Source organism: Pseudomonas sp. EA_105y_Pfl2_R69 (assembly GCF_963970915.1).
GTDB lineage: Bacteria > Pseudomonadota > Gammaproteobacteria > Pseudomonadales > Pseudomonadaceae > Aquipseudomonas.
Genome location: NZ_CAXAOO010000003.1, coordinates 314161 through 338715, shown reverse-complemented (window position 1 = coordinate 338715; position 24555 = coordinate 314161). Strand labels below are relative to the sequence as shown.

20 protein-coding genes are annotated in these 24555 nt (G+C 63.0%); 13 read left to right on the top strand and 7 right to left on the bottom strand.

Features of this window, described 5'->3' with window-relative positions:
- The first annotated feature begins 228 nt into the window (after positions 1–228).
- The 3 genes from AACY13_RS10900 (at position 229) to AACY13_RS10890 (ending at position 3157) form a co-directional block, all read left to right on the top strand.
- Positions 229–1056, top strand: a complete 828-nt coding sequence (locus AACY13_RS10900) for an NYN domain-containing protein (RefSeq protein WP_339461417.1) — start codon at positions 229–231, stop codon at positions 1054–1056.
- 677 nt (positions 1057–1733) lie between these two features.
- Positions 1734–2282: an REP-associated tyrosine transposase gene (locus tag AACY13_RS10895; RefSeq protein ID WP_339461415.1), complete on the top strand. Its 549-nt coding sequence runs from the start codon at positions 1734–1736 to the stop codon at positions 2280–2282.
- A 98-nt stretch (positions 2283–2380) separates the two neighbouring features.
- Positions 2381–3157 (top strand): hypothetical protein, encoded by a 777-nt coding sequence (locus AACY13_RS10890; RefSeq protein ID WP_339461413.1) that lies wholly within the window; start codon positions 2381–2383, stop codon positions 3155–3157.
- A 116-nt stretch (positions 3158–3273) separates the two neighbouring features.
- On the opposite strand, the gene AACY13_RS10885 is transcribed toward AACY13_RS10890, so the two are convergent.
- The 3 genes from AACY13_RS10885 to AACY13_RS10875 form a co-directional block, all read right to left on the bottom strand.
- Positions 3274–4044 (bottom strand): gamma-glutamyl-gamma-aminobutyrate hydrolase family protein, encoded by a 771-nt coding sequence (locus AACY13_RS10885; protein WP_339461412.1) that lies wholly within the window; start codon positions 4042–4044, stop codon positions 3274–3276.
- A 421-nt stretch (positions 4045–4465) separates the two neighbouring features.
- A complete protein-coding gene (locus tag AACY13_RS10880; RefSeq protein ID WP_339461411.1) occupies positions 4466–5962 on the bottom strand; it encodes a CoA-acylating methylmalonate-semialdehyde dehydrogenase in 1497 nt (498 codons plus the stop codon).
- 106 nt (positions 5963–6068) lie between these two features.
- Positions 6069–7415: an aspartate aminotransferase family protein gene (locus AACY13_RS10875; RefSeq protein WP_339461410.1), complete on the bottom strand. Its 1347-nt coding sequence runs from the start codon at positions 7413–7415 to the stop codon at positions 6069–6071.
- A gap of 137 nt (positions 7416–7552) precedes the next feature.
- On the opposite strand from AACY13_RS10875, the gene AACY13_RS10870 reads away from it, so the two are divergent.
- Complete coding sequence (locus AACY13_RS10870; protein ID WP_339461408.1) at positions 7553–8473, top strand: LysR family transcriptional regulator; 921 nt, start codon at positions 7553–7555, stop codon at positions 8471–8473.
- 18 nt (positions 8474–8491) lie between these two features.
- Here the strand turns inward: AACY13_RS10870 and AACY13_RS10865 are convergent, their stop codons facing one another.
- Genes AACY13_RS10865 through otsB form a run of 3 tightly spaced genes read right to left on the bottom strand, consistent with a single transcriptional unit; the run spans position 8492 to position 12464 of the window.
- Positions 8492–9877 (bottom strand): alpha,alpha-trehalose-phosphate synthase (UDP-forming), encoded by a 1386-nt coding sequence (locus AACY13_RS10865; protein WP_339461407.1) that lies wholly within the window; start codon positions 9875–9877, stop codon positions 8492–8494.
- Complete coding sequence (locus AACY13_RS10860) at positions 9859–11655, bottom strand: glycoside hydrolase family 15 protein (protein ID WP_339461405.1); 1797 nt, start codon at positions 11653–11655, stop codon at positions 9859–9861. The genes AACY13_RS10865 and AACY13_RS10860 overlap by 19 nt, the downstream gene beginning before the upstream one ends.
- Complete coding sequence (gene otsB, locus AACY13_RS10855) at positions 11652–12464, bottom strand: trehalose-phosphatase (RefSeq protein WP_339461404.1); 813 nt, start codon at positions 12462–12464, stop codon at positions 11652–11654. Before otsB ends, AACY13_RS10860 begins: the two co-directional genes overlap by 4 nt.
- Positions 12465–12683: 219 nt before the next feature.
- Here otsB and AACY13_RS10850 point away from each other — a divergent pair, with 219 nt between their 5' ends.
- The 9 genes from AACY13_RS10850 (at position 12684) to AACY13_RS10810 (ending at position 22267) form a co-directional block, all read left to right on the top strand.
- Positions 12684–13349, top strand: coding sequence for a TetR/AcrR family transcriptional regulator (locus AACY13_RS10850; RefSeq protein ID WP_339461402.1), 666 nt, complete (start codon positions 12684–12686; stop codon positions 13347–13349).
- Positions 13350–13362: 13 nt separating this feature from the next.
- Positions 13363–13947, top strand: a complete 585-nt coding sequence (locus AACY13_RS10845) for an IMPACT family protein (protein ID WP_339461401.1) — start codon at positions 13363–13365, stop codon at positions 13945–13947.
- 178 nt (positions 13948–14125) lie between these two features.
- The gene (locus AACY13_RS10840) at positions 14126–14584 is read left to right on the top strand and encodes an REP-associated tyrosine transposase (RefSeq protein ID WP_339461809.1); all 459 of its coding nucleotides are present in this window, start codon (positions 14126–14128) and stop codon (positions 14582–14584) included.
- Positions 14585–14873: 289 nt separating this feature from the next.
- Positions 14874–16445, top strand: coding sequence for an ABC transporter ATP-binding protein (locus tag AACY13_RS10835; protein ID WP_445262565.1), 1572 nt, complete (start codon positions 14874–14876; stop codon positions 16443–16445).
- Between the two features lie 11 nt (positions 16446–16456).
- Positions 16457–17554, top strand: coding sequence for an ABC transporter permease (locus tag AACY13_RS10830; RefSeq protein ID WP_339461399.1), 1098 nt, complete (start codon positions 16457–16459; stop codon positions 17552–17554).
- Positions 17555–17650: 96 nt separating this feature from the next.
- Positions 17651–18577: an ABC transporter permease gene (locus AACY13_RS10825; RefSeq protein ID WP_339461397.1), complete on the top strand. Its 927-nt coding sequence runs from the start codon at positions 17651–17653 to the stop codon at positions 18575–18577.
- Positions 18578–18774: 197 nt separating this feature from the next.
- The gene (locus tag AACY13_RS10820; RefSeq protein ID WP_339461396.1) at positions 18775–19857 is read left to right on the top strand and encodes a BMP family ABC transporter substrate-binding protein; all 1083 of its coding nucleotides are present in this window, start codon (positions 18775–18777) and stop codon (positions 19855–19857) included.
- A 321-nt stretch (positions 19858–20178) separates the two neighbouring features.
- Positions 20179–21147 (top strand): 2-oxoglutarate and iron-dependent oxygenase domain-containing protein, encoded by a 969-nt coding sequence (locus tag AACY13_RS10815; RefSeq protein ID WP_339461395.1) that lies wholly within the window; start codon positions 20179–20181, stop codon positions 21145–21147.
- Between the two features lie 172 nt (positions 21148–21319).
- Complete coding sequence (locus tag AACY13_RS10810) at positions 21320–22267, top strand: adenosine deaminase (RefSeq protein WP_339461394.1); 948 nt, start codon at positions 21320–21322, stop codon at positions 22265–22267.
- Positions 22268–22368: 101 nt separating this feature from the next.
- Here AACY13_RS10810 and AACY13_RS10805 read toward each other — a convergent pair whose 3' ends face one another.
- Complete coding sequence (locus AACY13_RS10805; RefSeq protein ID WP_339461393.1) at positions 22369–24480, bottom strand: TonB-dependent copper receptor; 2112 nt, start codon at positions 24478–24480, stop codon at positions 22369–22371.
- Positions 24481–24555 lie beyond the last annotated feature (75 nt).

Genomic DNA, 24555 nt, shown 5'->3' with positions numbered 1-24555 from the left:
CGCTTGTCGAGAATAGTTAAGCCTAATCACCGCGCCCGCATGGGTCTGCCAACGACATCAGCTGCTGCGGTGAGGCCAATTGATGGTGCCGCCCTGCGGCGAGTCACCGTTAGACCGGGCAAAACACAAGCGGCGGACACACACCAAGAGCAAAAGCCACTGCGCAATCTATGGCGCATCGCCACCTATTCGCAGTAAGGTCGAGCCAACCCTACTCAAGGAAGAAACATGGCCGCCAAATCCAGCGCACCTCGGCAGCAGAAGCACCTCGCCGTGCTGATCGACGCCGACAACGCCTCCGCCGCGATTGTCGAAGGCCTGTTCGAGGAAATTGCCAAGTACGGCGTCGCCAGCGTCAAACGCATCTACGGCGACTGGACCAGCCCACAACTGGGCGGCTGGAAGAAGGTACTGCTGGAACACTCGATTCAGCCCATGCAGCAGTTCGCCTACACCACCGGCAAAAACGCCACCGACAGCACCCTGATCATCGACGCCATGGACCTGCTCTATACCCGGCGCTTCGATGGCTTCTGCCTGGTCTCCAGCGACAGCGACTTCACCCGCCTGGCCGCCCGCCTGCGTGAAGAGGGCCTGGAAGTGATCGGCTTTGGCGAAGAGAAAACACCCAAGCCGTTTGTGAAAGCCTGCGACAAATTTATCTACACCGAACTGCTGCGCGACGACGCCGAACCCAGCGAGCCGGAAAGCCCCAGCAACGGTACATCAGCCAGCACACCCGCACCTGCAACTACAGCGGAAAGCAAACCCGCCGCGCAGCCCGCACCGGCCAAGGCCAAGCCGCAGAAAGTGCCGGTGGACTTTATTGCCAAGGTGATCGATGACAGTTCGGACGAGGATGGTTGGTGCCATTTGGGCGCGCTGGGCACCAATATCAGCAAGCTGCGTTCGGACTTTGACTCACGCATGTATGGGTTCAAAAAGCTGAGTGATCTGATCAAAGCGCAAAGCGGCCGTTTTGAACTGCAAATACTGGGCTCCACCGCTACAGGTGGCCAGGCACTTGCCGTACGAAATCGAAAGCCAAGCAAATAGTCCGTCTATATGCACAGGCAGGATTGAAGCTGACTGCATGACTATCACGGTAAATCCGCCGCCGATTAATCGTCCCGACTTATTGGTTTCGGCTTTACGCCGAGCCACTTTATTCGCTGCGCTCACCCTTCGGACCAGCCTGCGGCTGTTACTCCGCTGCGCTACGTTTCAGCCTCCTGACGGGTTCGGGGACCGCGTCGCCTAGGCGATTTGTGGACGGAAAAAGCAAAAAGCAAAAGCAAAAGCATCGCGGGCAAGCCCGCTCCTACAGTTTGCTTTGCTTCTAAAAATACCAATCTCACAGACGACGCCAAACGCCCCATCAGGAGGCCGAGTGGAATCGTTGCGCAAGGGGTTGAGCGGCATGGATGCCGCGAGAGCCGCGATGGGCCAGGGATGGCCCTTCGCGGCGTGCCCCTGGAGCAATGATGGAACGAGGGAAGTCGAGCGCAGCGAGACCCGGATGCAAGGGGCAAGACCTTTTGCTTACTTTTGGGGCGACTGCCAAAAGTGAGCCGCCGTAAGGGCGGAACCGTTAAGCCGGCCAACACACAAGCTGCGAGTACACGCCAACCGCCAAGCAACACCCCGTAGGATGGGTTGAGCAACGCGATACCCATCACCCAACCTCACGCAACTACACTCAGCCAACCACACCACTGCAAAGGACTGCAGCCATGACCAACTACCGCCGCGACCAGACCCCAGGCGCCAGCTGGTTCTTCACCCTAAACCTAGCCGACCGCCGCCAGACATTACTGACTGAACAAATAGACCTGCTGCGCGCCAGCTTCCGCCATGTCATGCGCCAACATCCCTGGCAAATCGACGCAATCGTAATCCTGCCAGACCACCTACATGCTCTATGTACCTTGCCATCCGACGATGCCGATTTCGCCGTGCGTTGGCGCTTGATCAAAACCGGGTTCTCCCGCGCCTTGCCCTATGGTGAATGCATATCCGCCAGTCGCCAGCGCAAAGACGAGCGCGGAATTTGGCAGCGCCGTTATTGGGAACACCGCATCCGCGACCAGGCCGATTTCAACCGGCACGTCGATTACATCCACCAGAACCCGCGCAAGCATGGGCATGTGCAGCGGGTAGCCGATTGGCCGTGGTCATCGTTTCATCGGTATGTGCGAGCGGGGTTATTGCCGGGGGATTGGGCGGGCGGAGAGGAAATGGAAATTACAGTGGGTGAACGCAACAAGCAGAAACCGGGATAGCCATTATTGATGGGTATCGCTACGCTCAACCCATCCTACGGGTCTCCCCCCCTCGGGCCAACCAATTCAAGCCCATTACACTCACGGCGAGTAGACACATGATCATGGCACCAGTAAAAATCAAAATACTTATTGCGATAACAATAGGCATTACATTAAGTGGGTGCGCATCGGACATAATCACAGAGACAATAACAAATAGAAACCACGGAACCATTATCCCAGGGAAAACCATCACCACCCCAATAAAACAAAGGGCGGCTTTAGGTGAGGAAATGCTGACAGCTGGCGAGTACTCGACTACGCCAACAAAAAAGTCTATCCAGATAGCTACGATGGCAGCAGAAGCGAAAGCACACATCAAACACAAGTTAAAACAAATAGACTTCAATCTACCTCCTAGCAATCTTACGCTAGAGGGCTCCTCCAACAACTATCTATTCTACAAGTACCCTCAACCATTTTTATCGCGAGACAATGTTCAGTCCTATGGCGGCTTGATGGTTCCTAAAACATCGCCTCACCTAGCAACAAAAATATACTGGAATTGGCTCGCATCATCTAGAAACGATACTTATTACACAGCACCTTTATCAAACCAACTAACTATCGACACCAGCACCGTAGAGCAGAGCATATCCACAGGAAAGCATCAATCCCCACAGCAAGCACTCATATATTCCGGGATATCCGGCGGGCAAATTAGATTTATCTACAAAGAATTTACAAGTAACGGACTCGCCAGACCACTATTCACTCAAGACGTAGTACTTGACTACTTCGAGGGCGAAGAATATGCATTCAAGAGCGCCCGTTTCATTGTTAACAAAGCCGGGCCAGCCTTTATTGAGTTCACTCTTATCCATGGCCTTTAATCAGCCGATAGCCCGTAGGATGGGTTGAGCGCAGCGATACCCATCAACTCTCAAAACAAAAGGCCCGTCAATCGACGGGCCTTTTGTTTAAATCACCGTTCAACTCAGCACTTGGATCAGACCAGCGCAGCCTCGCTACGACGCTCAAGCTTCTTCACCTGATACTCCCTCGCCGCCTGATGAAACGCCTCCAGCAGCGCGTTGTAATCCGCCTTTTCCCAATAGCGATACTCGGGATGCCACTGCACCCCAACGGCAAACGCCTTGGTGCCAATCACGCTGACCGCCTCGATCTGCCCATCCTCGGCCACCGCCTCAACCTGCAGCCCCTCGCCCAGGCGATCAATCCCCTGACCGTGCAACGAGTTGACCTTGATCTGCCGCTCGCCGAGCAGTGAATGCAGCACGCCGCCTTCGGTCAGCGTCACGGTGTGCATCGGGCCGTAGGCCACGTCATCCGCTACGCCCTTCACTTCACGGTGGTCGAGACGCCCTTCAACCTCATGTACTTCACGGTGCAGGGTACCGCCGAACAGCACGTTCATCTCCTGCACGCCGCGGCAGATGCCGAGAAAGGGAATGCCGCGCTCCAGACAGGCGCGCATCAGCCGCAGCACGGTGGTGTCGCGCGGTTTGTCGGCCAGGCCCAGGCCAGGATGCTCGTCGCCATAGAAGCTGGGGTGCACGTTGGACAGCGAGCCACCGAACATGATGCCGCTGACGCTATCGAGCACGGTGTCCATATCCAGCTCGTCGCCGAAGGCCGGGATCATCAGCGGGAAGGCACCGAAGCCGGTGACCGAGCTGATGTACTTCTCACCGACCAGGTGAAACCAGCCGATATCGCGGTCGGTCAGCTGCCAGCGGCACAGGGGAAGGCCAATCATGGGTTTTGTCATAGGGAGTCCTCTTCATAATGGTTTGAAGTGGGCTGCCCTTGGGAGAGCGGGCTTGCAGGCCAGGAAAACCCTGAACCCGCTCACCCAAGGGGTGCCGTAACCTGCGGTCACTGCACCAACGCCGCGCCCGCGCGGCTGGTTTGTTGCGTAAAGCTGTTGTTGCTTGATGGGTATCGCTGCGCTCAACCCATCCTACGGCGCTCAGAAACTCAAAAAAGGGGGCTGATCCTGCGATCAGCCCCCTTGGGTGTTACGACAGGTTGTTGAAAAACGTAGCCGAGGCAGCCGAGACAAGGCAGAAACAGGCGAGAAAGCGGAGTTTACTGGTGTAAATGAGCATTTCGAGCCTGTTTCTAACGCCCCTTTCTTTTATTAGAAGGGGCAACGTAGGTAGTTTTACAACGGCCTGTTAGCCATTACTCGGGAAGGCGAACTGCGCCGCTTCATGGCTGGCGCGCTGCGGCCAGCGCTGGGTGATGGCTTTTTTGCGGGTGTAGAAACGCACACCGTCCGGGCCATAAGCATGCAGGTCGCCGAACAGCGAGCGCTTCCAACCGCCGAAGCTGTGGTAGGCCACCGGTACCGGCAGCGGTACGTTGACGCCGACCATGCCGACTTCGATCTCGTCGCAGAACAGCCGCGCCGACTCACCGTCGCGGGTGAAGATGCAGGTGCCGTTGCCGTATTCATGGTCGTTGATCAGCTGCATGGCTTGTTCCAGGCTGCCGACGCGGACGATGCACAGCACTGGGCCGAAGATTTCGTCGGTGTAGATGGTCATCTCAGGTGTGACTCTGTCAAAAAGCGTGCCGCCGACGAAATAACCATTCTCATGGCCGGCCACTACCAGGTCACGACCGTCGACCACCAGGCTTGCGCCCTGGGCAACACCGGCGTCGATATAGCCTTTGACCTTGTCACGCGCGGCGGCGGTAACCAGTGGGCCCATGTCCAGGCCGCAGTTGGTGCCGGCACCGATTTTCAGTGCCTTGATCTGCGGGGTGAGCTTCTCGATCAGCGCATCGGCGATCTGGTCACCGACGCAGACGGCCACCGAGATGGCCATGCAGCGCTCGCCGCAGGAACCGTAAGCCGCACCCATCAGGGCGCTGACGGCGTTGTCCAGGTCGGCATCGGGCATCAGCACGGCGTGGTTCTTCGCGCCGCCCAGGGCCTGTACGCGCTTACCGCGCTTGGTGCCTTCGCTGTAGATGTATTCGGCAATCGGGGTGGAGCCGACAAAGCTCAGGGCTTTGACTTCCGGCGCTTCGATCAGCGCATCCACCGCTTCCTTGTCGCCGTGCACCACGTTGAGTACGCCTTTCGGCAGACCGGCTTCTTGCAGCAGTTGGGCGATGTACAGGGTGGAGCTGGGGTCACGCTCGGACGGCTTCAAGATAAAGCAGTTGCCGCAGACGATGGCCAGCGGGTACATCCACAGCGGCACCATGGCCGGGAAGTTGAATGGGGTGATGCCGGCGACCACGCCAATCGGCTGCATGTCGCTCCAGGCGTCGATGTTCGGGCCGACGTTGCGGCTGTACTCGCCCTTGAGGATTTCCGGGGCGGCGCAGGCGAATTCGACGTTTTCGATACCGCGCTTGAGTTCACCGGCGGCGTCTTCCAGGGTCTTGCCGTGCTCTTCGCTGATCAGCTTGGAGATGGCGGCTTCGTGCTGTTCAAGTAATTGCTTGAAGCGAAACATCACCTGGGCACGCTTGGCCGGCGGGGTGTTACGCCAGGCCGGGAAAGCGCTCTTGGCCGAGTCGATGGCCAGCTGCATGGTGGCGCGGTCGGCCAGGGCAACTTGCTTGCTGACTTCGCCAGTGGACGGGTTGAACACGTCGGCGCTACGGCCAGTACCGGCGGTCATTTCGCCGTGGATCAGGTGGTTTACGGTGGTCATGGCAATTCCTTAATAACGGATCTGTTTTTTTGTAGGAGCCAGCTTGCTGGCGATCAGCGTTAAAAGCATCGCCAGCAAGCTGGCTCCTACAGGAAATAGTGGTGGCTTAATCCAGGCTGTTGAGCACATCGCCGACGGCGTTGAACACGGAGTCCAGCTGCTCGGGCGTGGTGTTGAAGGTTGGCCCGAACTGCAGGGTGTCGCCGCCGAAGCGCACGTAGAAACCGGCGTTCCACAGTTTGATCCCGGCCTCGAAGGGACGGATCACCGGGTCGCCGTCACGCGGGGCGATCTGGATCGCGCCGGCCAGGCCGCAGTTGCGGATGTCGACCACGTGCTTGCTGCCCTTGAGGCTGTGCAGCTTGTCTTCGAAGATCGGTGCCAGCGCAGCCGACTGTTCGATCAGGTTGTCGCGCTTGAGCAGCTCCAGGGTCGCCAGGCCGGCGGCGCAGGCCACCGGGTGGCCCGAGTAGGTGTAGCCGTGGCCGAATTCGACCATATGCTCGGGGATCGCCTGGTTCATAAAGGTGTTGTAGATCTCGCTGGAGGCGATCACCGCGCCCAGGGGAATCGCACCGTTGGTGATCTGCTTGGCGGTGTTGATGATGTCCGGGGTGACGCCGAAGTATTCGGCACCGGTCCACTTGCCCATGCGGCCGTAAGCGGTGATCACCTCGTCGAAGATCAGCAGGATATTGTGCTGCGTGCAGATCTCGCGCAGGCGCTGCAGGTAGCCGACTGGCGGCACCAGCACGCCGGCGGAACCGGACATCGGCTCGACGATCACCGCGGCGATGTTCGAGGCGTCGTGCAGTTCGATCAACTTGAGCAATTCGTTGGCCAGCTCGACGCCGCCGGTCTCGGCCATGCCCTTGGTGTACGCCAGGTGCGCCTGCAGGGTGTGCGGCAGGTGGTCGGCGTCCATCATCTGACCGAACATCTTGCGGTTGCCGCCGATGCCGCCGAGGCTGGTGCCGGCGATATTGACGCCGTGGTAGCCACGGGCGCGGCCGATGAATTTGGTCTTGCTCGGCTGACCTTTCAGTCGCCAGTAGGCCTTGGCCATCTTCACCGAGGTGTCGGCGCACTCGGAGCCGGAGTCGGTGTAGAACACGTGGTCGAGGCCGGCCGGGGTCAGCTCGGCGATCTTCTCGGCCAGCTGGAAGGACAGCGGGTGGCCGTACTGGAAGCCCGGCGCGTAATCCAGGGTGCCGAGCTGCTTGGCCACCGCGTCCTGAATTTCCTTGCGGTTGTGCCCGGCACCGCAGGTCCACAGCCCGGACAGGCTGTCGAAGATGCGCCGACCTTTGTCGTCGATAAAGTGGTTACCGTCGGCAGCCACGATCAAACGTGGGTCGCGCTTGAAATTGCGGTTGGCGGAAAACGGCATCCAGTGCGCATCCAGCTTGAGCTGGCTGGCCAGGGACGGGGTTTCGGTCTGCGGCATGTTCATGGTGCGGCCTCGCAAGGAAGGGCGGTGTTCTTAGATAGAGAAGCAGTTGCCAGCAAAGGTGCCACGGGCTTAGAGTCGTGAAAACACGACTCTTCATATCTTTAGTTAACCACTCACTAAACAATGATCAATAAACAATGAGCGCTCGCCGCCCCGACCCACTGGCCCAGGTCAGCGACTTCGATATCCGCCTGCTCAAGCTGTTCCGCAGCGTGGTGGAATGCGGCGGTTTTTCCGCCGCGGAAAGCGCCTTGGGGATTGGCCGCTCGGCGATCAGCCAGCAGATGAGCGACCTCGAACAGCGCCTCGGGCTGCGCCTGTGCCAACGCGGCCGCGCCGGCTTTGCCCTGACCGAGGAAGGCCGCGAGGTGTTCCAGAGCACCCAGCAATTGCTGGCGGCGCTGGAGAGCTTTCGCACCGAGGTCAACGGCCTGCACCAGCACCTGCGCGGCGAGCTGAATATCGGCCTGACCGACAACCTGGTGACGGTGCCGCATATGCGCATCACCCACGCTTTGGCACGGCTCAAGGAGCGCGGCCCGGATGTACGCATTCATATCCGCATGACCCCGCCCAGCGAAGTGGAGCAAGGCGTGCTCGACGGCCGCCTGCACATCGGCGTGGTGCCGCAGGTGACGGCACTGTCCGGGCTGGACTACCAGCCGCTGTACGACGAGCGCTCGCTGCTCTACTGCGCAGTTGGCCACCCACTGTTCTATGTCGACGACCAGCAACTGGAAGACACCCGCCTGGACAGCCAGGAAGCCATCGCGCCGACCTTCCGCCTGCCGCCCGAGGTGCAGAGCCACTACCAGGCGCTGAACTGCACCGCCAGCGCTTCTGACCGCGAAGGCATGGCCTTTCTGATTCTCACCGGGCGCTATATCGGCTACCTGCCCGACCACTACGCCCAGGCCTGGGTGCAGCAGGGCCGCCTGCGCGTGCTCAAGCCCGACAGCCGTTTCTACGATGTCAGCCTGGCCTCGGTGACGCGCAAGGGCCGCCGCCCGCACCTGGTGCTGGAAAGCTTTCTCGAGGCCCTGGCGGCCTGTGCCTGAGGCGCGACCCAGGGCCGCCTAGACGAGACCCACTTCGGCGGGCATCAGGGCCTCGATAAAATTCGTTCCCCAACTGCCGATGGGGTTGGCCAGCAACACTTCGTACGACGCCTGATGGCGCGCACAGCGCTCCGCCAGGGGCATCTGCAACGCGCGCACGAGTGCCTCGGCCAGGGCATCGCGGTCGTGCGGGTTGACGATCAGGGCCGCGTCCAGCTCGGCGGCGGCACCGGCGAACTGCGAGAGAATCAGCACCCCCGGGTCGGCCGGGTTCTGCGCGGCGACGTACTCCTTGGCCACCAGGTTCATGCCGTCGCGCAGCGGCGTGACCAGGCCGATACGCGCCAGGCGCATGATGCTGGCGATGTCCTCGCGGCTGTGGTTGCGATTGACGTAGCGCAGCGGCACCCAGGAGGCCGTGCCGAAACGCCCGTTGATATGCCCGACCTTGGCGCTGACCGCCGCATCGATCTCGATGTACTCGGGAATATCGCTGCGGCTGCTGGGCGCGATCTGCAGGTAGCTGACCCGGCCATGCCACTCGGGGTGCAACTCGAGGAAGCGCTCGTAGCCTTCCAGGCGGTTGCCGATGCCCTTGGAGTAGTCCAGCCGGTCCACCCCCACCAGCAGCGCTCTGCCTTCCAGGCTACTGCCGAGCGCCTCGGCCAGCGCACCGTCGGCGGTCTGCTCCGCCAGCTTGCGAAAGCCCTCGGCGTCGATCCCCACCGGAAAGGCACCGAGGCGAAAGTGCTGGCTGCCCAGATGGTAGTGCTCGCCGTCGCTGCTGCTCGCGCCCAGCACCTGGGTCAGGTAGCGGCCCAGGTTGCTCACGTCGCCGGCGGTCTGCAGGCCGATCAGGTTGTACTCGCTGAGCGCGCCCAGCACCTCGCGGTGGTGCGGCAGCGTCGCCAAGAGCTCCGGCGGCGGCATGGGGATATGCAGGAAGAAGCCGATGCGGTTGCCGTGGCCGCGCGCGCGCAGGGCCACGGCCAGGGGGATCAGGTGGTAGTCGTGCACCCAGAGGATATCGTCCTCGGCGATCAGCGGGCCGAGCCGCTCGGCGAAGAACTCGTTGACCCGCAGATAGCCCTTGAGGTCGGCTTCCTTGAACTCGGCCAGGTCGACCCGGTAGTGCAGGATCGGCCACAGCACCCGGTTGGCGAAACCGTTGTAGTACTCCTGGAAATCCTGCGGGCGCACATCGGTAAGCACATAGCACAGCCGTCCATCGTCGAGCGTCGCCGGTGCCGCGGGCGCTTCGGCCACCTGCCCGCTCCAGCCGAACCAGAGCCCGGCCCGGTCCTGCAGGCTGGCGTGTACCGCCACCGCGAGGCCGCCGGGTGCCGGGTGCCCCTGTTCATCGGGTATCGCTACCCGGTTGGAAATCACCACGAGCCGCGACATAACCCCTCCTCCCAGCTGATCGACAGGCGCATTGCCGTGTTGACCAAGCCGGCCATTGAATAGGTCTGTGGGATGTTGCCCCACAGCTCGCCGGTAAAGGGATGCAGGTCCTCAGCCAGCAGGCCGTAGGCATTGCGTGCGACGACCAGCTCGGCATAAAGCTCGCGGGCCTCGTCGCGGCGGCCGATCGCGGCCAGGGCATCCAGGTACCAGAACTTCACCACCAGAAAGGCGGTTTCCGGTACGCCAAAGTCGTCGGCCCGGGCATAGCGCAGCAGATGGCCGTTGACACTGAGCTCACGGCCCACGCACTCGACCGTGGCGATAAACCGCGGGTCCTGGGCATCGATCAGCCCCAGCTCGCTCATCAGCAGCACGCTGGCGTCCAGGTCATCGCTACCGAAGGAACCGGTAAAGGACTGCCGACGTTCGCTCCAGGCATCGCACAGGATGCGCTGGCGCAGGCGCTGCGCCTCTACCTGCCAGGTGGCGGTCGCCGACCTCAGGCCGAGACGCGCGGCGATGCGCCCGACACGGTCGCAGGCGGCCCAGCACAGCAGCGCCGAATGGGTGTGCACGCGTCGCCGGCCGCGGTATTCCCAGATCCCCGCATCGGCCTCGAAGGCCAGGCTGGCGGCCCGCGTGGCCAACGGCTCGAGGAGCCGCAACATGCCTTCGTCACCCGGGTTGGGCAGGCGCTGGTCGACGAAGCTCTGCACCACGGCCAGCACCACCGAGCCGAACACATCGTGCTGGTTCTGCTCCGCGGCCTGGTTGCCGACCCGCACCGGGCCATGCCCGAGAAAGCCGGCCAGGTTGAGCTCGACGCGCTCGTGCAGGTCCAGATCGGGGACTATGCCGTACAGCGGCCTGAGGTCGGTGCCGCCCGCCGCCACCGTGGTGATGAAATCGACGTAGCGCTCCATGGTCTTGGTCGCACCCAGGCGGTTGAGCGCCTGGATCACGAAATAGGCATCGCGCAGCCAGCAGTAGCGGTAGTCCCAGTTGCGCTGCGAGGCCGGGGCCTCGGGGATGGAGGTGGTCATGGCCGCGACGATCGCGCCGGTCTCCTCGAAACTGCACAACTTCAGGGTGATCGCCGCACGGATCACCACCTCCTGCCACTCGAAGGGAATGGCCAGCGCGCGCACCCACTCGTGCCAGCAGGCGCAGGTGCGCTTGAGGAAGCCCTTGACCACCTCTTCCGGGGCGTCGTCGAGCGGCTCGTCGACGCCCATCACCATGCTGATCGGATGGGTGAGAGCAAACGGCGTTTCGCGCAGGATGTAGGACAGGGGTGCATCGGTGGTCAGGCGAATGGTGTCGGCGCCGCCCAGGTAGCGGATGTGGCTGGACCCGGCAACGGCGTGGCAGGGCTTGCCATAGCCATGGGTGGGGCGGATGCGCAGGGTCACCCGGGGCAGGCCGTGCACCGGTTCGATCAGGCGACACAGTTGCGCCGGGCGGAAGTTGCGACCGTACTGCTGGAAACGCGGGGCGAAGTCGGTGATGCGCACGGCATTGCCCTGGGCATCCTCCAGGGTGGTGCTGATGATCGCGCTGTTGCGCAAATAGTGCGAGCGGCTGGCGCTCTGGCCAGCCAGCAGGCAGTCGGCAAAGCCTTTCTCATCATCGCCGGCGAGCAGGCGCGAGAACACCGGGTCGCCGTCGAAGTGCGGGTAGCACCACCACACCAGCCGCCCCGTGGTATTGACCAGTGCGGCGACCCGGCAATTACCAATCAGGCCGAGTTCGAGCGCGCCCTGGTGGCGAATCATTGCCCCAGCCTCGCCGCCGCACCAATCAGTGCGGCCCGCACCTCCGCCGGATCGGCGAAGGCGGCCTGGGCACCGGGCAGCAGGCAGCCGACCGACAGGGCCAGGCCACCCAGGGCGGGCATCAGCGCCAGCGCAGGCTGGTCGGTGACGTCGTCGCCGATAAACAGCGGCCGACGCCCGACAAACGGCCGCAGGCGCAGGAAGCGCTGGATCGCCTGGGCCTTGTCACCCTCATGGCCGATCACCTCCAGCACCATCTTCCCCGGCAGCAGGCGCAGCCCAGTGCCGGCGAGCAACGCGCGCAGCGCCGTCGCCAACAGCGGCCCGGCAGCAGGCGCGGCGCGGTAATGCAGGGCCAGGCTGCTGCCCTTGTCCTCGACCAGCACCCCGGCGTGGCGCTCGGCCAGTGCCTGCAGGCGCTGGCGCATGGAATCGGCGAGGCCGGCGTCGGACGCATAGTGCAGCGGCTCCTCGGCGTGCACCCGCCAGTGCGCGCCGTGGCCACCGCAGGCAGGCAGGCGCAGGGGCGCAAAGAGTTGATCGAGGACCGCCACCGAGCGGCCGCTGACCAGCGCCAGAGCCCCACCGAGCAGTCGATGCAGGCGATCCAGGGCGTTGCGCAGCTCACCCGGCACCTGCACCGCAGTCGGCGACTCGGCGAAATCCAGCAGGGTGCCGTCGACATCGAGGAACAGCGCGCAGGGTTGCCCGCGCGCGCCCAGCCAGAGGTTGAGCCGGGTACTCGCCGAGGCATCTCCGCACGCGGCATGATCCGCGCCGGCTTGCCCCTGATAAAGCGAACAAGTCATCGAGCGATCTCCATCTGCACCAGCGGCGCGCCCTCCATCTATGGCGACACTGGCGAAAGTCCCCAGGGTTCATCATACCCCTGTGCCTTCGTAGCGCCAGGCCAGGACCGGACCGCCTGGCGCACGCCGCTTGGTTTTTTTACCCCTTGCGCTTGTCACCTCGGCGACTGTGGGTTATCAGTGCAGTCGTCCGAAAACCTGACCACTGCGGAAGCGCCCATGACTGTTGAAGTACTCGCCCACTGTACCGACCCGAGCGCCAAACCCGCCGGGCGGATTCGGCAGAAAAACGAAGAAGCGATCATCAAGGCCGCCGAGGAGGAGTTCGCCCGTCACGGTTTCAAGGGCACCAGCATGAACACCATCGCGCAGAACGTCGGCCTGCCCAAGGCCAACCTGCACTACTACTTCAGCAACAAGCTGGGCCTGTACCAGGCGGTGTTGAGCAATATCCTCGAACTGTGGGACAGCACCTTCAACAACCTGACTGTCGACGACGACCCGGCCGAGGCCCTGGCCCGCTATATCCGCGCCAAGCTGGAATTCTCCCGCCGCCACCCGAAAGCCTCGCGCATCTACGCCATGGAAGTGATCAGCGGCGGCGAAACCCTGTCGCAGATGCTCAGCCAGGACTACCAGACCTGGTTCCGTGGCCGCGCCGCGGTGTTCGAGGCCTGGAGCGCTGCCGGCAAGATGGACCCGGTCGACCCGGTGCACCTGATCTTCCTGCTGTGGGGCAGCACCCAGCACTACGCTGACTTTTCCTCACAGATCTGCCGCGTCACCGGCACCTCGCGCCTGACCAAGCAGGATTACGAAGTGGCCGGCGACAACCTGATCCGCATCATCCTCAAGGGCTGCGGCCTGACGCCACCGAGCGCCTGAGCGGCCCTGCCCCATGCCTTTTACCCTGCTCGGCCCTTGCGACTACCGCGAGGAAATCCGCAAAAGCCGCTTTACCGCCCTCGCCGCGCCGGTTGCCAGCGCGGCCGAGGCGCAGGCGTTTATCGCGGCGCACAGCGACGCCAGCGCCAGCCACAACTGCTGGGCCTGGAAAGTTGGCCAACAGTACCGCTTCAGCGACGATGGCGAGCCCGGCGGCACCGCGGGCCGGCCGATACTCGCGGCCATCGAGGCCCAGGACATGGATCAGGTGGCGGTGCTGGTGATCCGCTTCTACGGCGGCATCCAGCTCGGCACCGGCGGCCTGGCCCGCGCCTATGGCGGCAGCGCCAACAAGTGCCTGCAAGCCGCCCCGCACGTTGAGCTGGTGGCCCGCGAGCACTATCGCTGCCACTGCCTGTTCGCCGAACTGCCGCTGCTCAAGGCGCGCCTGGCGGAACTCGACTGCCTGCTGGAAGGCGAAAACTACGACGCCACGGGTGCCGAGCTGCACCTGGCCGTCCCCGCCCCACGCCTCGCCGAACTGCAGCGGCTGCTGGCTGATATCAGTCGTGGGCGGGTTGAGTTACTGCCGCTCTAGATCGCATGCACTACGCTGCTTAATTCTGGCCGTGGGCCCGCAGCCTATTTAACACATTATCGCGGGCAAGCCCGCTCCTACAGGGGTTGCAGCGTGACCGGAATGGCAGTTGTTGCACTATTTTGTAGGAGCGGGCTTGCCCGCGATCAATCTCGGATACACCACAAGAGGCAATGGAATGCCTGCAAAATCCCACGGCTCCAACCTGCGGCGCGGCCGTTACTCAGAGCCGGAACGCCTTTACCTGCTGACCAGTGTCCTGCTGCAGCGCCGCCCTTTGTTCAATGACTTCGCATTGGCACGGTTACTGGTAAAAGAACTACGCGTAGCCCATGAGCAACAGCAAGTTGCATCTCTGGCCTGGGTGGTTATGCCCGATCATCTGCACTGGCTTGTACAACTGCAAACTGGCTCGCTGGAACAACTGATGCGGCGCATCAAAAGCAAAAGCGCACGGCAGATCAATCAGTACCTCGGCACACAGGGCCCAATTTGGCAGCAGGGTTATCACGACCGCGCGCTGCGCAAGGATGAAGGCCTGCAATCGGCAGCTCTTTATATCGTCGCCAATCCGCTACGAGCCGGCCTGGTAAAACGCATTGGCAATTACCCGCTATGGGATGCGGTTTGGCTGTAAGTGCGCGCCTGTCTCAGGATTTATCGCGGGCAAGCCCGCTCCTACAGGGATAGCGGTGTAACAGCAACTACCTGGCGCTGCGGGCTTTTGTAGGAGCGGGGGGGACGCCCAGTTCTTGCCCGCGATGCGCCAAAACGCACCAACCATCAAGACTGCGCACCAAGCTGGAGCCTCAAACAAGCATGCTGTTGTGGCGGGGCTTAGGCTGGCGCGGGCCGCTGGCTTTTTCTGACTCACTGGCCAGCTTTTTGCTTTAGCCAGGGCAGTTGTCATTCTTGAGCCTCTGCCCATGTCCAGTTCCCCTTCTGTCCCGCGCTTGCAGCTAAGCGGTATCAGCAAGCGCTACCCCGGCTGTCTGGCCAACGACCGTATCGACTTAGCCATCGCCGCTGGCGAGATCCATGCCCTGCTCGGCGAAAACGGTGCCGGCAAGAGCACCCTGATGAAGATCATCTACGGCGTTACCCAACCCGACAGCGGCGAAATCCGCTGGCACGGTGAGCTGCTTTCAATGCGTGACCCGGCCATGGCCCGCAGCCTCGGTGTGGGCATGGTGTTCCAGCATTTCTCGCTGTTCGAGACCCTCACCGTAGCGGAGAACATCGCCCTGGCCATGGGCGCGGCAGCCGGCACGCCGAAACAGCTGGAGGCGAAAATCCGCGAAGTCTCGCAGCGTTACGGCATGGCCCTGGAGCCGGGCCGGCTGGTGCACAGCCTGTCCATTGGCGAACGGCAGCGGGTGGAGATCGTCCGTTGTCTGATGCAAGACATCAAACTGCTGATCCTCGATGAACCCACCTCGGTACTCACCCCGCAAGAGGCCGACGAGCTGTTTGTGACCCTGCGCCGCCTGGCTAGCGAGGGCTGCAGCATTCTGTTTATCAGCCACAAACTCAGCGAAGTACGGGCGCTGTGCCAGAGCGCCACGGTGCTGCGTGCAGGCAAGGTGTCCGGTCATTGTGTGCCGAGCGAATGCTCAGACCTGGAGTTGGCGCGGCTGATGGTCGGCGACGCCGAAGGCCTGGAAAGCAGTTACCCGAAGGTCACCGGCGGTTTGCCGCGCCTGCGCGTGGATGACCTCAGCTGGCGCAATGCCGATCCCTTCGGCAGCGACCTGCACAACCTGCGCCTGGAAGTGCGCAGCGGCGAGATCGTCGGTATCGCCGGGGTCGCCGGTAATGGCCAGGACGAACTGCTGGCCCTGCTCAGCGGGGAAACCCGCCTGCCACGTAACGAGCGTGAACGCATCAGCCTGGACACGCAGCCGATTGCCGATCTGTACCCGGACGCGCGGCGCAAGCTGGGCCTGGCGTTTGTCCCGGCGGAACGTTTGGGCCATGGCGCAGTGCCGGACATGAGTTTGACCGATAACGCCTTGCTCACCGCCTTTCAGCAAGGCTTGCTGAGCAAGGGCCTGATTCAGCGCGGCAAGGTGCGCGCCCTGGCCGATGAGATCATCAAACGCTTCGCGGTAAAAACCCCGGATGCCGATACGGCCGCACGCAGCCTGTCGGGCGGCAATCTGCAGAAATTTATCCTCGGCCGCGAGATTCTGCAGCAGCCAAAACTGCTGGTGGCGGCGCACCCAACCTGGGGCGTGGACGTGGGCGCGGCAGCGGCGATTCACCGTGCGCTGATTGCCCTGCGCGATGCCGGCGCGGCGATTCTGGTGCTCTCCGAAGACCTCGACGAACTGCTGCAGATCAGCGACCGCATCGGCGCGCTGTGCAGCGGCAAGCTCTCGCCCCTTGCCGCTACCGCCGAGACCGAAGCCGTTGAAGTCGGCCGCTGGATGGCGGGCGAATTTGCCCCCATTGCCCTTACCACTACCCCAGCAGCGCCTGCTGCCAGCCTGAGCTGACGGAGTTACCGATGTTGTTATCCCTCGAACCACGCGGTCAGCAATCGCGCGCCATGCTCTGGCTGTCGCCGCTGCTCGCCGCCGCGCTCACCCTTACCAGCGGCGCACTGCTGTTCACCCTGCTCGGTCACGACCCGCTGGACACCCTGCACACCCTGCTGATCGCACCGCTGGCCGACTGGTACGGCGTCTCCGAACTGCTGGTCAAAGCGCTGCCGATTCTGCTCTGCGCCCTCGGCCTGGCGGTGGCCTACCAGGCGCGTATCTGGAATATCGGCGCGGAAGGCCAGCTGCTGCTCGGCGCGCTGGCCGGCAGCGCCATGGCGATTCAGATTATCGACTGGGACAGTCGCTGGGCGCTGGTCTGGGTCATCCTCGCCGGCATCGCTGCCGGCGCGGCCTGGGGCGGCCTGACCGCCTGGCTGCGCACCCAGTTCAACGCCAACGAAATCCTCACCAGCATCATGCTCAATTACATCGCCCTGAACCTGCTGCTGTTCTTTGTGCATGGCCCGCTGAAGGACCCAGCCGGCTTCAACTTCCCCGAGTCGGCGATGTTCGGCGATGCCAGCCGCCTGCCATTGGTGAGTGAGGACGGTCGTCTGCATGGCGGCCTGTACTTCGCCCTGTTGGCCCTGGTGGCGGTGTGGGTGCTGCTGCAGAAAAGCTTTCTCGGCTTCCAGATCAAGGTGCTCGGCCTCGACCGCCGTGCCGCCGGCTTTGTCGGTTTCCGTGAGAAGCGCCTGGTCTGGTTCGCCCTGCTGGTCAGCGGCGGCCTGGCCGGGCTGGCGGGGGTTGGCGAAGTGGCCGGGCCGATTGGCCAACTGGTGCCGCAGGTCTCGCCCGGCTATGGCTACGCGGCCATTACCGTGGCCTTTCTCGGTCGCCTTAATCCGCTCGGCATCGTCTTCGCCAGCCTGTTGATGGCGCTGCTCTACCTGGGCGGCGAGAACGCGCAGATGACCATGAACCTGCCCCAGGCGATCACCCAACTGTTCCAGGGGATGATGCTGTTCTTCCTGCTCGCCTGCGACGTGCTGATTCTTTATCGGCCACGACTGAAGTGGAAATGGGCGCAGCGCACAACCAACGCCGAAGCACTGGCCTGACAACGTACCTGTAGGAGCGAGCTTGCTCGCGATCCGCGGCGACACCGATCGCGAGCAAGCTCGCTCCTACACAAGGCATACACATAGGAACTTCCGATGGATCTCGACCTGTTAAGCAATATCTTCTACGCCATGGTGCGCACCGGTACGCCGCTGCTGCTGGTGGCTTTGGGTGAACTGATCTGCGAGAAGAGCGGCGTACTCAACCTCGGCCAGGAAGGCATGATGCTGTTTGGCGCGGTGATCGGCTTTATCGTCGCCCTGAGCACCGGCAACCTGTGGCTCGGCGTGCTGCTGGCGATGAGCGCCGGCATGCTGTTATCGATGCTGTTCGCCGCCGTGGCCCTGGGCTTCAATGCCAATCAGGTGGCCACCGGCCTGGCCCTGACCATCTTCGGCGTCGGCCTGTCGACCTTTGTCGGCGCGGCCTGGGTCGGCAAACCACTGGCCGGCTTCGAACCCATCGCCATTCCGCTGCTCAGCGACATCCCGCTGATCGGGCGCATGCTGTTTGCCCAGGACGTGCTGGTGTATCTGTCCTTCGCCCTGTTCGCCCTGGTGGCCTGGGTGCTGCTGAAAAGCCGCATCGGCCTGATCATCCAGGCGGTTGGCGAGAACCCCGATGCGGCCAGCGCCATGGGCCTGCCGGTGCTGCGCGTACGCACCCTGGCGGTGCTGTTCGGCGGGGCCATGGCCGGGCTGGCCGGTGGCTACCTGTCGCTGGCCTATACACCGATGTGGGCGGAAAACATGACCGCCGGCCGCGGCTGGATCGCCCTGGCGCTGGTGGTGTTCGCCAGCTGGCGGGTGCTGCGCGTGCTGCTCGGGGCCTACCTGTTCGGCCTGGCCAGCATCATCCATTTGGTTGCCCAGGGCATCGGCCTGTCGGTCCCCTCCAACCTGCTGGCGATGCTGCCGTATGTGGCGACGATTCTGGTGCTGGTCCTGCTCTCGCGCGATGCGATCAAGACCCGCCTGTTCGCCCCGGTGTCACTGGGCAAGCCCTGGCAGCCGGGGCACTGATCCACGTCTACGCACCAGCAGGCAGCACGACCTTTACCTTACGCACCAGCACAGCACCACCGCAGAACCCCGCTCCGGCGGGGTTCTGCGTTCTAGCGCGGCGCAGCGCGCTAATTGTCCAGTTGGTCAGCTTTTTGCAATTCAACCGACAGCTGTTTAACAGGCCATAGCCAACACACACTGGAGTCCCACCGACCATGTTCGAGAAGAGTACAAAACCCCTGCTGCGCGCCCTCGTTGCCGCCCTTGGTTTTAGCGCCACCCTCAGCGCTGTTGCCGCCGACCCGCTGAAGGTCGGCTTCGTCTACATCGGCCCGATTGGCGACCACGGCTGGACCTACCAGCACGAGCAGGGCCGCCAGGCGGTGATCAAGCAGCTCGGTGACAAGGTCGAGACCAGCTACGTGGAAAACGTACCAGAAGGTGCAGACGCCGAGCGCGTTATCCGCAACATGGCCAAGGGCGGCTATGACCTGATCTTCACCACCTCCTTCGGCTATATGAACCCGACGCTGAAAGTGGCCAAGCAATTTCCCAAGGTCACCTTCGAGCATGCCACCGGCTACAAGCAGGACAAGAACCTCGGCACCTACCTGTCGCGCTCCTATGAGGGCCGTTACGTCGGCGGCTTTCTCGCGGCGAAGATGACCAAGACCAAGAAGATCGGCTACGTCGCCTCCTTCCCGATCCCGGAAGTGATCCGCGATATCAACGCCATTCAGCTGGCCCTGGACAAGTACAACCCCGGCACCGAGATCAAGGTGGTGTGGGTCAATTCCTGGTTCGATCCGGGCAAGGAATCCGATGCCGCCAACGCGCTGATCGATCAGGGCGTGGACGTGGTGTTCCAGCACACCGACAGCCCGGCACCGATCCAGACCGCCGAGCGCCGCGGCGTCTACTCCGTGGGCTACGCCTCGGACATGGCGCACTTCGGGCCGAAAGCCGTACTGACCTCGATCGTCAACGACTGGGGCCCGCATTACGTCAAATCCACCCAGGCAGTAATCGACGGCAACTGGGCACCACAGGACTTCTGGGGCGGCCTGACGGAAGACACCATCCGCCTGCCGATCAGCGACCTGGTACCGGCCGAGGTGAAAGCCGAAGCCGAGCAGATCATCGCCGACATCAAGAGCGGCGCCTTGCACCCGTTCACCGGTCCGATCAAGGACCAGAGCGGCGTAGAGAAAATCCCGGCCGGCGTCGCGGCAACCAACGCCGAGCTGGCCTCGATGAACTACTACGTGGAAAACGTGAAGGCTGAACTGCCGAAGTAACTTCACACACCGATGCCGTCCCTGCCTCTAAGGCAGAACCGCATCAAAAGGGTGCCCCGTAAACGGGGCACCCTTTTTCGCTGCCTGGAGCCTGTCGGGCTCAACCGTTCGTCGCGAGGGAAAGGCCGTGGTCCGACATTTCGGTTTGAGACAGTTTTGCTGGTTTACCGAGGCGGGTGGCCGCCCCGCGAATAGCGCGCTATTTAACGAGGGAAAGCCGCAAAAATGGCCAAATCCGGATTTTCCGCAGCAGAACAGTGTTGAGTTCGACAGGCTCCTTAGTACGAGAAGACTCGCAGCACCGCCCCACCCGGAGCCGCTATGCACAGCCTACCAATTATCGATATCGCCCCGCTCTACCGCGACAACCAAGCCGCCTGGCCCGCCGTGGCCGAGCAGATCGACCGCGCCTGCCGCGACTGGGGTTTCTTCTATATCACTGGCCATCCGATCGGCCCGGCGCGCATCGCCGAACTGCTGGGCGCGGCCAAGACCTTCTTCGCCCTGCCGACGCAGGAAAAGCTCAAGATCGATATCACCCAGACCGCCCATCACCGCGGCTACGGGGCCATCGCCACCGAGCAGCTGGACCCGAGCAAACCCAGCGACCTCAAGGAAACCTTCGACATGGGTTTCCACATGCCCGCCGATCACCCCGAGGTACTGGCCGGCAAGCCACTGCGCGGGCCCAACCGCCATCCGGATATGCCCGGCTGGGCTGCGTTGATGGAGCAGCACTACGCCGATATGCAGGCGCTGGCGCAAACCCTGCTGCGCGCCATGACCCTGGCACTGGGGATCGAGCGCGACTTCTTCGACACACGCTTCCATGAACCGATCAGCGTGCTGCGCATGATCCACTACCCGCCGCGCCACACCGCCAGCAGTGCCGAACAGCAGGGTGCCGGGGCGCACACCGATTACGGCTGCATCACCCTGCTCTATCAGGACGACGCCGGCGGCCTGCAGGTGCGCCACCGCGACGGCCAGTGGATCGACGCGCCGCCGATTGCCGGCAGCTTTGTGGTGAACATCGGCGACATGCTCGCGCGCTGGAGCAACGATCGTTACACCTCGACCCCACACCGGGTGGTCAGCCCGCTGGGCGTCGACCGTTACGCCATGCCGTTCTTCGCCGAGCCGCATCCGGACACCGAGATCAGCTGCCTGCCCAATTGCTCGGACGCCGCCAACCCGCCCAAGTACCCCAGCGTGAGCAGCGCCGAGTACCTGCTGTCGCGCTTTGCCGACACCTATGCGTATCGGCGTGAAGAGCAGGCTCAGGTTTAGCTGGGGTCTGGCGGGAGGTAGGGTGGATGACGCTTTTATCATCCACCACCTGCGGTACTACGCTGCTCGCTGGTGGACATAAAAGCGATGTCCACCCTACACAGGCCGATTCGGCTAAATCTGACCAAGCGGTTAAACTTGTCACGACCACGCCTGAACACGAGACCTGACCATGTACGACTGGCTCAACGCCCTGCCCAAGGCCGAACTGCACCTGCACCTGGAAGGCTCGCTGGAGCCCGAGCTGCTGTTTGCCCTGGCCGAGCGCAACAAGATCAAACTGCCCTGGAACGACGTCGAAGCGCTGCGCAGCGCCTACGCCTTCAACAACCTGCAGGAATTTCTCGACCTGTATTACGCCGGTGCCGATGTGCTGCGCAGCGAGCAGGACTTCTACGACCTGACCTGGGCCTATCTGCTCAAGTGCAAGGCGCAGAACGTGATCCACACCGAACCCTTCTTCGACCCGCAGACCCACACCGACCGGGGCATTCCCTTCGAGGTGGTGCTGCGCGGCATCAAGCAGGCGCTGATCGATGGCGAGAAACAGCTGGGCATCAGCCACGGTTTGATCTTGAGCTTTCTGCGCCATCTGTCCGAGGAAGAAGCCTTCAACACCCTGCAACAGGCCATGCCGTTCCGCGATGCCTTTATCGCCGTGGGTCTGGACAGTTCGGAGATGGGCCACCCGCCAAGCAAGTTCCAGCGGGTGTTCGACAAGGCGCGCAGCGAAGGCCTGCTGACCGTCGCCCACGCCGGTGAGGAAGGTCCGCCCGAGTACATCTGGGAAGCCCTCGACCTGCTCAAGATCGAACGCATCGACCACGGCGTGCGCGCCATCGAAGACGAGCGGCTGATGCAACGGATCATCGACGAGCAGATCCCGCTGACCGTCTGCCCGCTGTCCAACACCAAGCTCTGCGTGTTCGACGACATGCGCCAGCACAACATCCTGCAGATGCTCGAACGCGGGGTGAAGGTGACGGTGAACTCGGACGACCCGGCCTACTTCGGCGGCTACGTCACCGAGAACTTCGCCGCCCTGCACGCCAGCCTGGGCATGACCAAGGAGCAGGCCCAACGCCTGGCGCAGAACAGCCTGGATGCAAGGCTGGTCTGAGCCCAAACGTCGCCGCTAAAGTGCCCCCCGCACGCGTCCCGCGGGAGGGGCTTTAGCCGCGATTGGTTCTACCCCTAATTAGAGACGTCGCCCCGGCCGGATCAGAAGCTGAAATCCAGCTTGGTCCACAGCGTTCGCCCCGGCTCGTTGAAGGCCTGCGGGTCGTCCATGGCGAAGCCAAAACCGGCATTGCCGGCCAGGTTCAGGTGCTCGCTGTAGGCCCTGTCGAACAGGTTGTCGACCCCGGTGCTGACCTTCACTTGCGAACTCAGGCGGTAGGCCGCGTTGAGCGAGAACAGGGCAAAGCCGCTGCTGCTGTCGAAGTCCTTGCCGACCACGTTGCCCTTGCCCTCGTCCACCCGGTTCTGCGCCGCCACCACGCGCCACAGGGCTGCGGCGCTCCAGTCGCTCTGTTCATAGACCAGACCGAAGCGCGCCTCCAGCGGCGGGGTCTGCGCCAGCGGGCGGTCGTCAGAGCTGTTCTTGCCCCAGGCATAGGCCAGGCTGGCGTCGGTTTTCCAGTTGCTGTCCAGGCGATAACTCAGACCCAGTTCGCCGCCCATGATCCGCGCATCGATATTGCTGGCTTGCGAACGCACGTGCCCCGGCATCATCCCCGGGCCATAGCTGAACAGGATGTAATCGCGCACCTGCCCGGCATAGGCCGAGGCCCAGGCTTCGAGCTTCTTGCCGCGGTAGTTGAAGCCCAGGTCCAGCTGGGTGGTCTTCTCCGGGTCGAGGCTCTGCATCGGCTGGACGAAGCCAATCGGCCCGGGGCTGGCGGAGAACAGCTCCCAGTAATCGGGGAAGCGCTGGGTGTGGCCGAGGCCGGCATACCAGGTAGCAGGCATACGCAACAGGTCCTGCTCGTAGCGCAGAAAGCCGCTGGGCAGGGTGTCGCTGCGGGTTTGCTCGGCAGTCGGGTTGGCGCGCAGGGTCATGCCGCTGCCGAGGGTCTGCCGGTAGTCCTTGACCGAGGCGCGGTCCAGCCGTGCACCGGCGACCCAACGTTCGCGCTTGCTGAGCTGCCAGGTCAGCTCGCCGAACAGCCCGTAATTGTGGAAGACGGCATCCTTGTCCCAACGGAACTGGTCATAGTCGCTGTAGGCCAGGGTCATCATATTGAAGCTGGAGGCGCGCTTGCGGTGCTCGTTGCGCTGGGCATCGACCCCGGCCTTGAGCTCAACCGCCTGCCAGTCCCAGGTGCCGACCAGACGACCACCCAGGGTGCGGCGGTCGACGTTGCTGGCCATGGGGTGGCGCATCATCGCCATCACACTCTGCGGATCGGGGCTGCGCAGGCTGAAGTTGTCCATCACGTGGTCGGCATAGTTGTAATAGACCTGCCCTTCCAGGCCGCTGAATACCTCGCCGAGGTTGTCCAGGCGCACGCGCAGGCCGAGGCTTTCGCGCAGGAACTGGCTGCCGTCCATGCCTCGCCCGGCATAGCGGGCTTCGCCATCGCCACGGCCGGCGCTGAGTTCGATCAGGCTGTCGTCATTGGGCGTCCAGCCGAGCAGCACATCGCCGTTCCACTTCGCCCAGCGCGACGGCACCGTATCGCCATTACCGTCCCTGTAATCATCGGCTTGAGCTGTGTTGCCGAGCACGCGGATATAGCCCTGGCTGCCGCCGGCCGTGGCATCCAGGCGGCGGTCGAAGCGGCCATTGGAGCCGCCCAACACGCTGCCATCGATGCGCCCGCCCAGTTCGTTGAAGCGCGGCGTATCGCGCTCGAAGAGGATGGTCGCCGCCGAGCCCCCCGGCCCCCACAGCACGCTCTGCGGGCCCTTGATCACGGTCAGGAGGTCGAAGTTTTCCGGTGCCAGGTAGGAGGTCGGCGCGTCCATGCGATTGGGGCAGGCACCGAGCATCTGGCCGCCGTCCATAAGGATGTTCAGGCGCGAACCGAACATGCCACGAAACAGCGGGTCGCCGTTGGCACCGCCGTTACGGATGGCATTGAAGCCGGGAATGGTCTTCAGGTAATCCGCACCATCGGCGGCGGGCACCGGCTGGCGCGGCTGCTTGGGGTCGGTGACCACGGTGACCGGCGAGCGCTGCACGACCCAGGTGACCACCAGGGGCGGCAGCTCCAGCAGCGACGGTGCAGGCGCTTGCTCGGCCTGCCCCTGGGCAGCCCAGAGCAGGCCGATACAGAGCGGGGCCAGACGAAAAGGTACGGCGCTTATCAATAGCGAACGAGTAGACATGGGTATTCCAGAATCGAGACAACACCAGGGAATGGCCAGTGCCGCTCAGGCGGCAGTGACACAGGCAACAGGGCG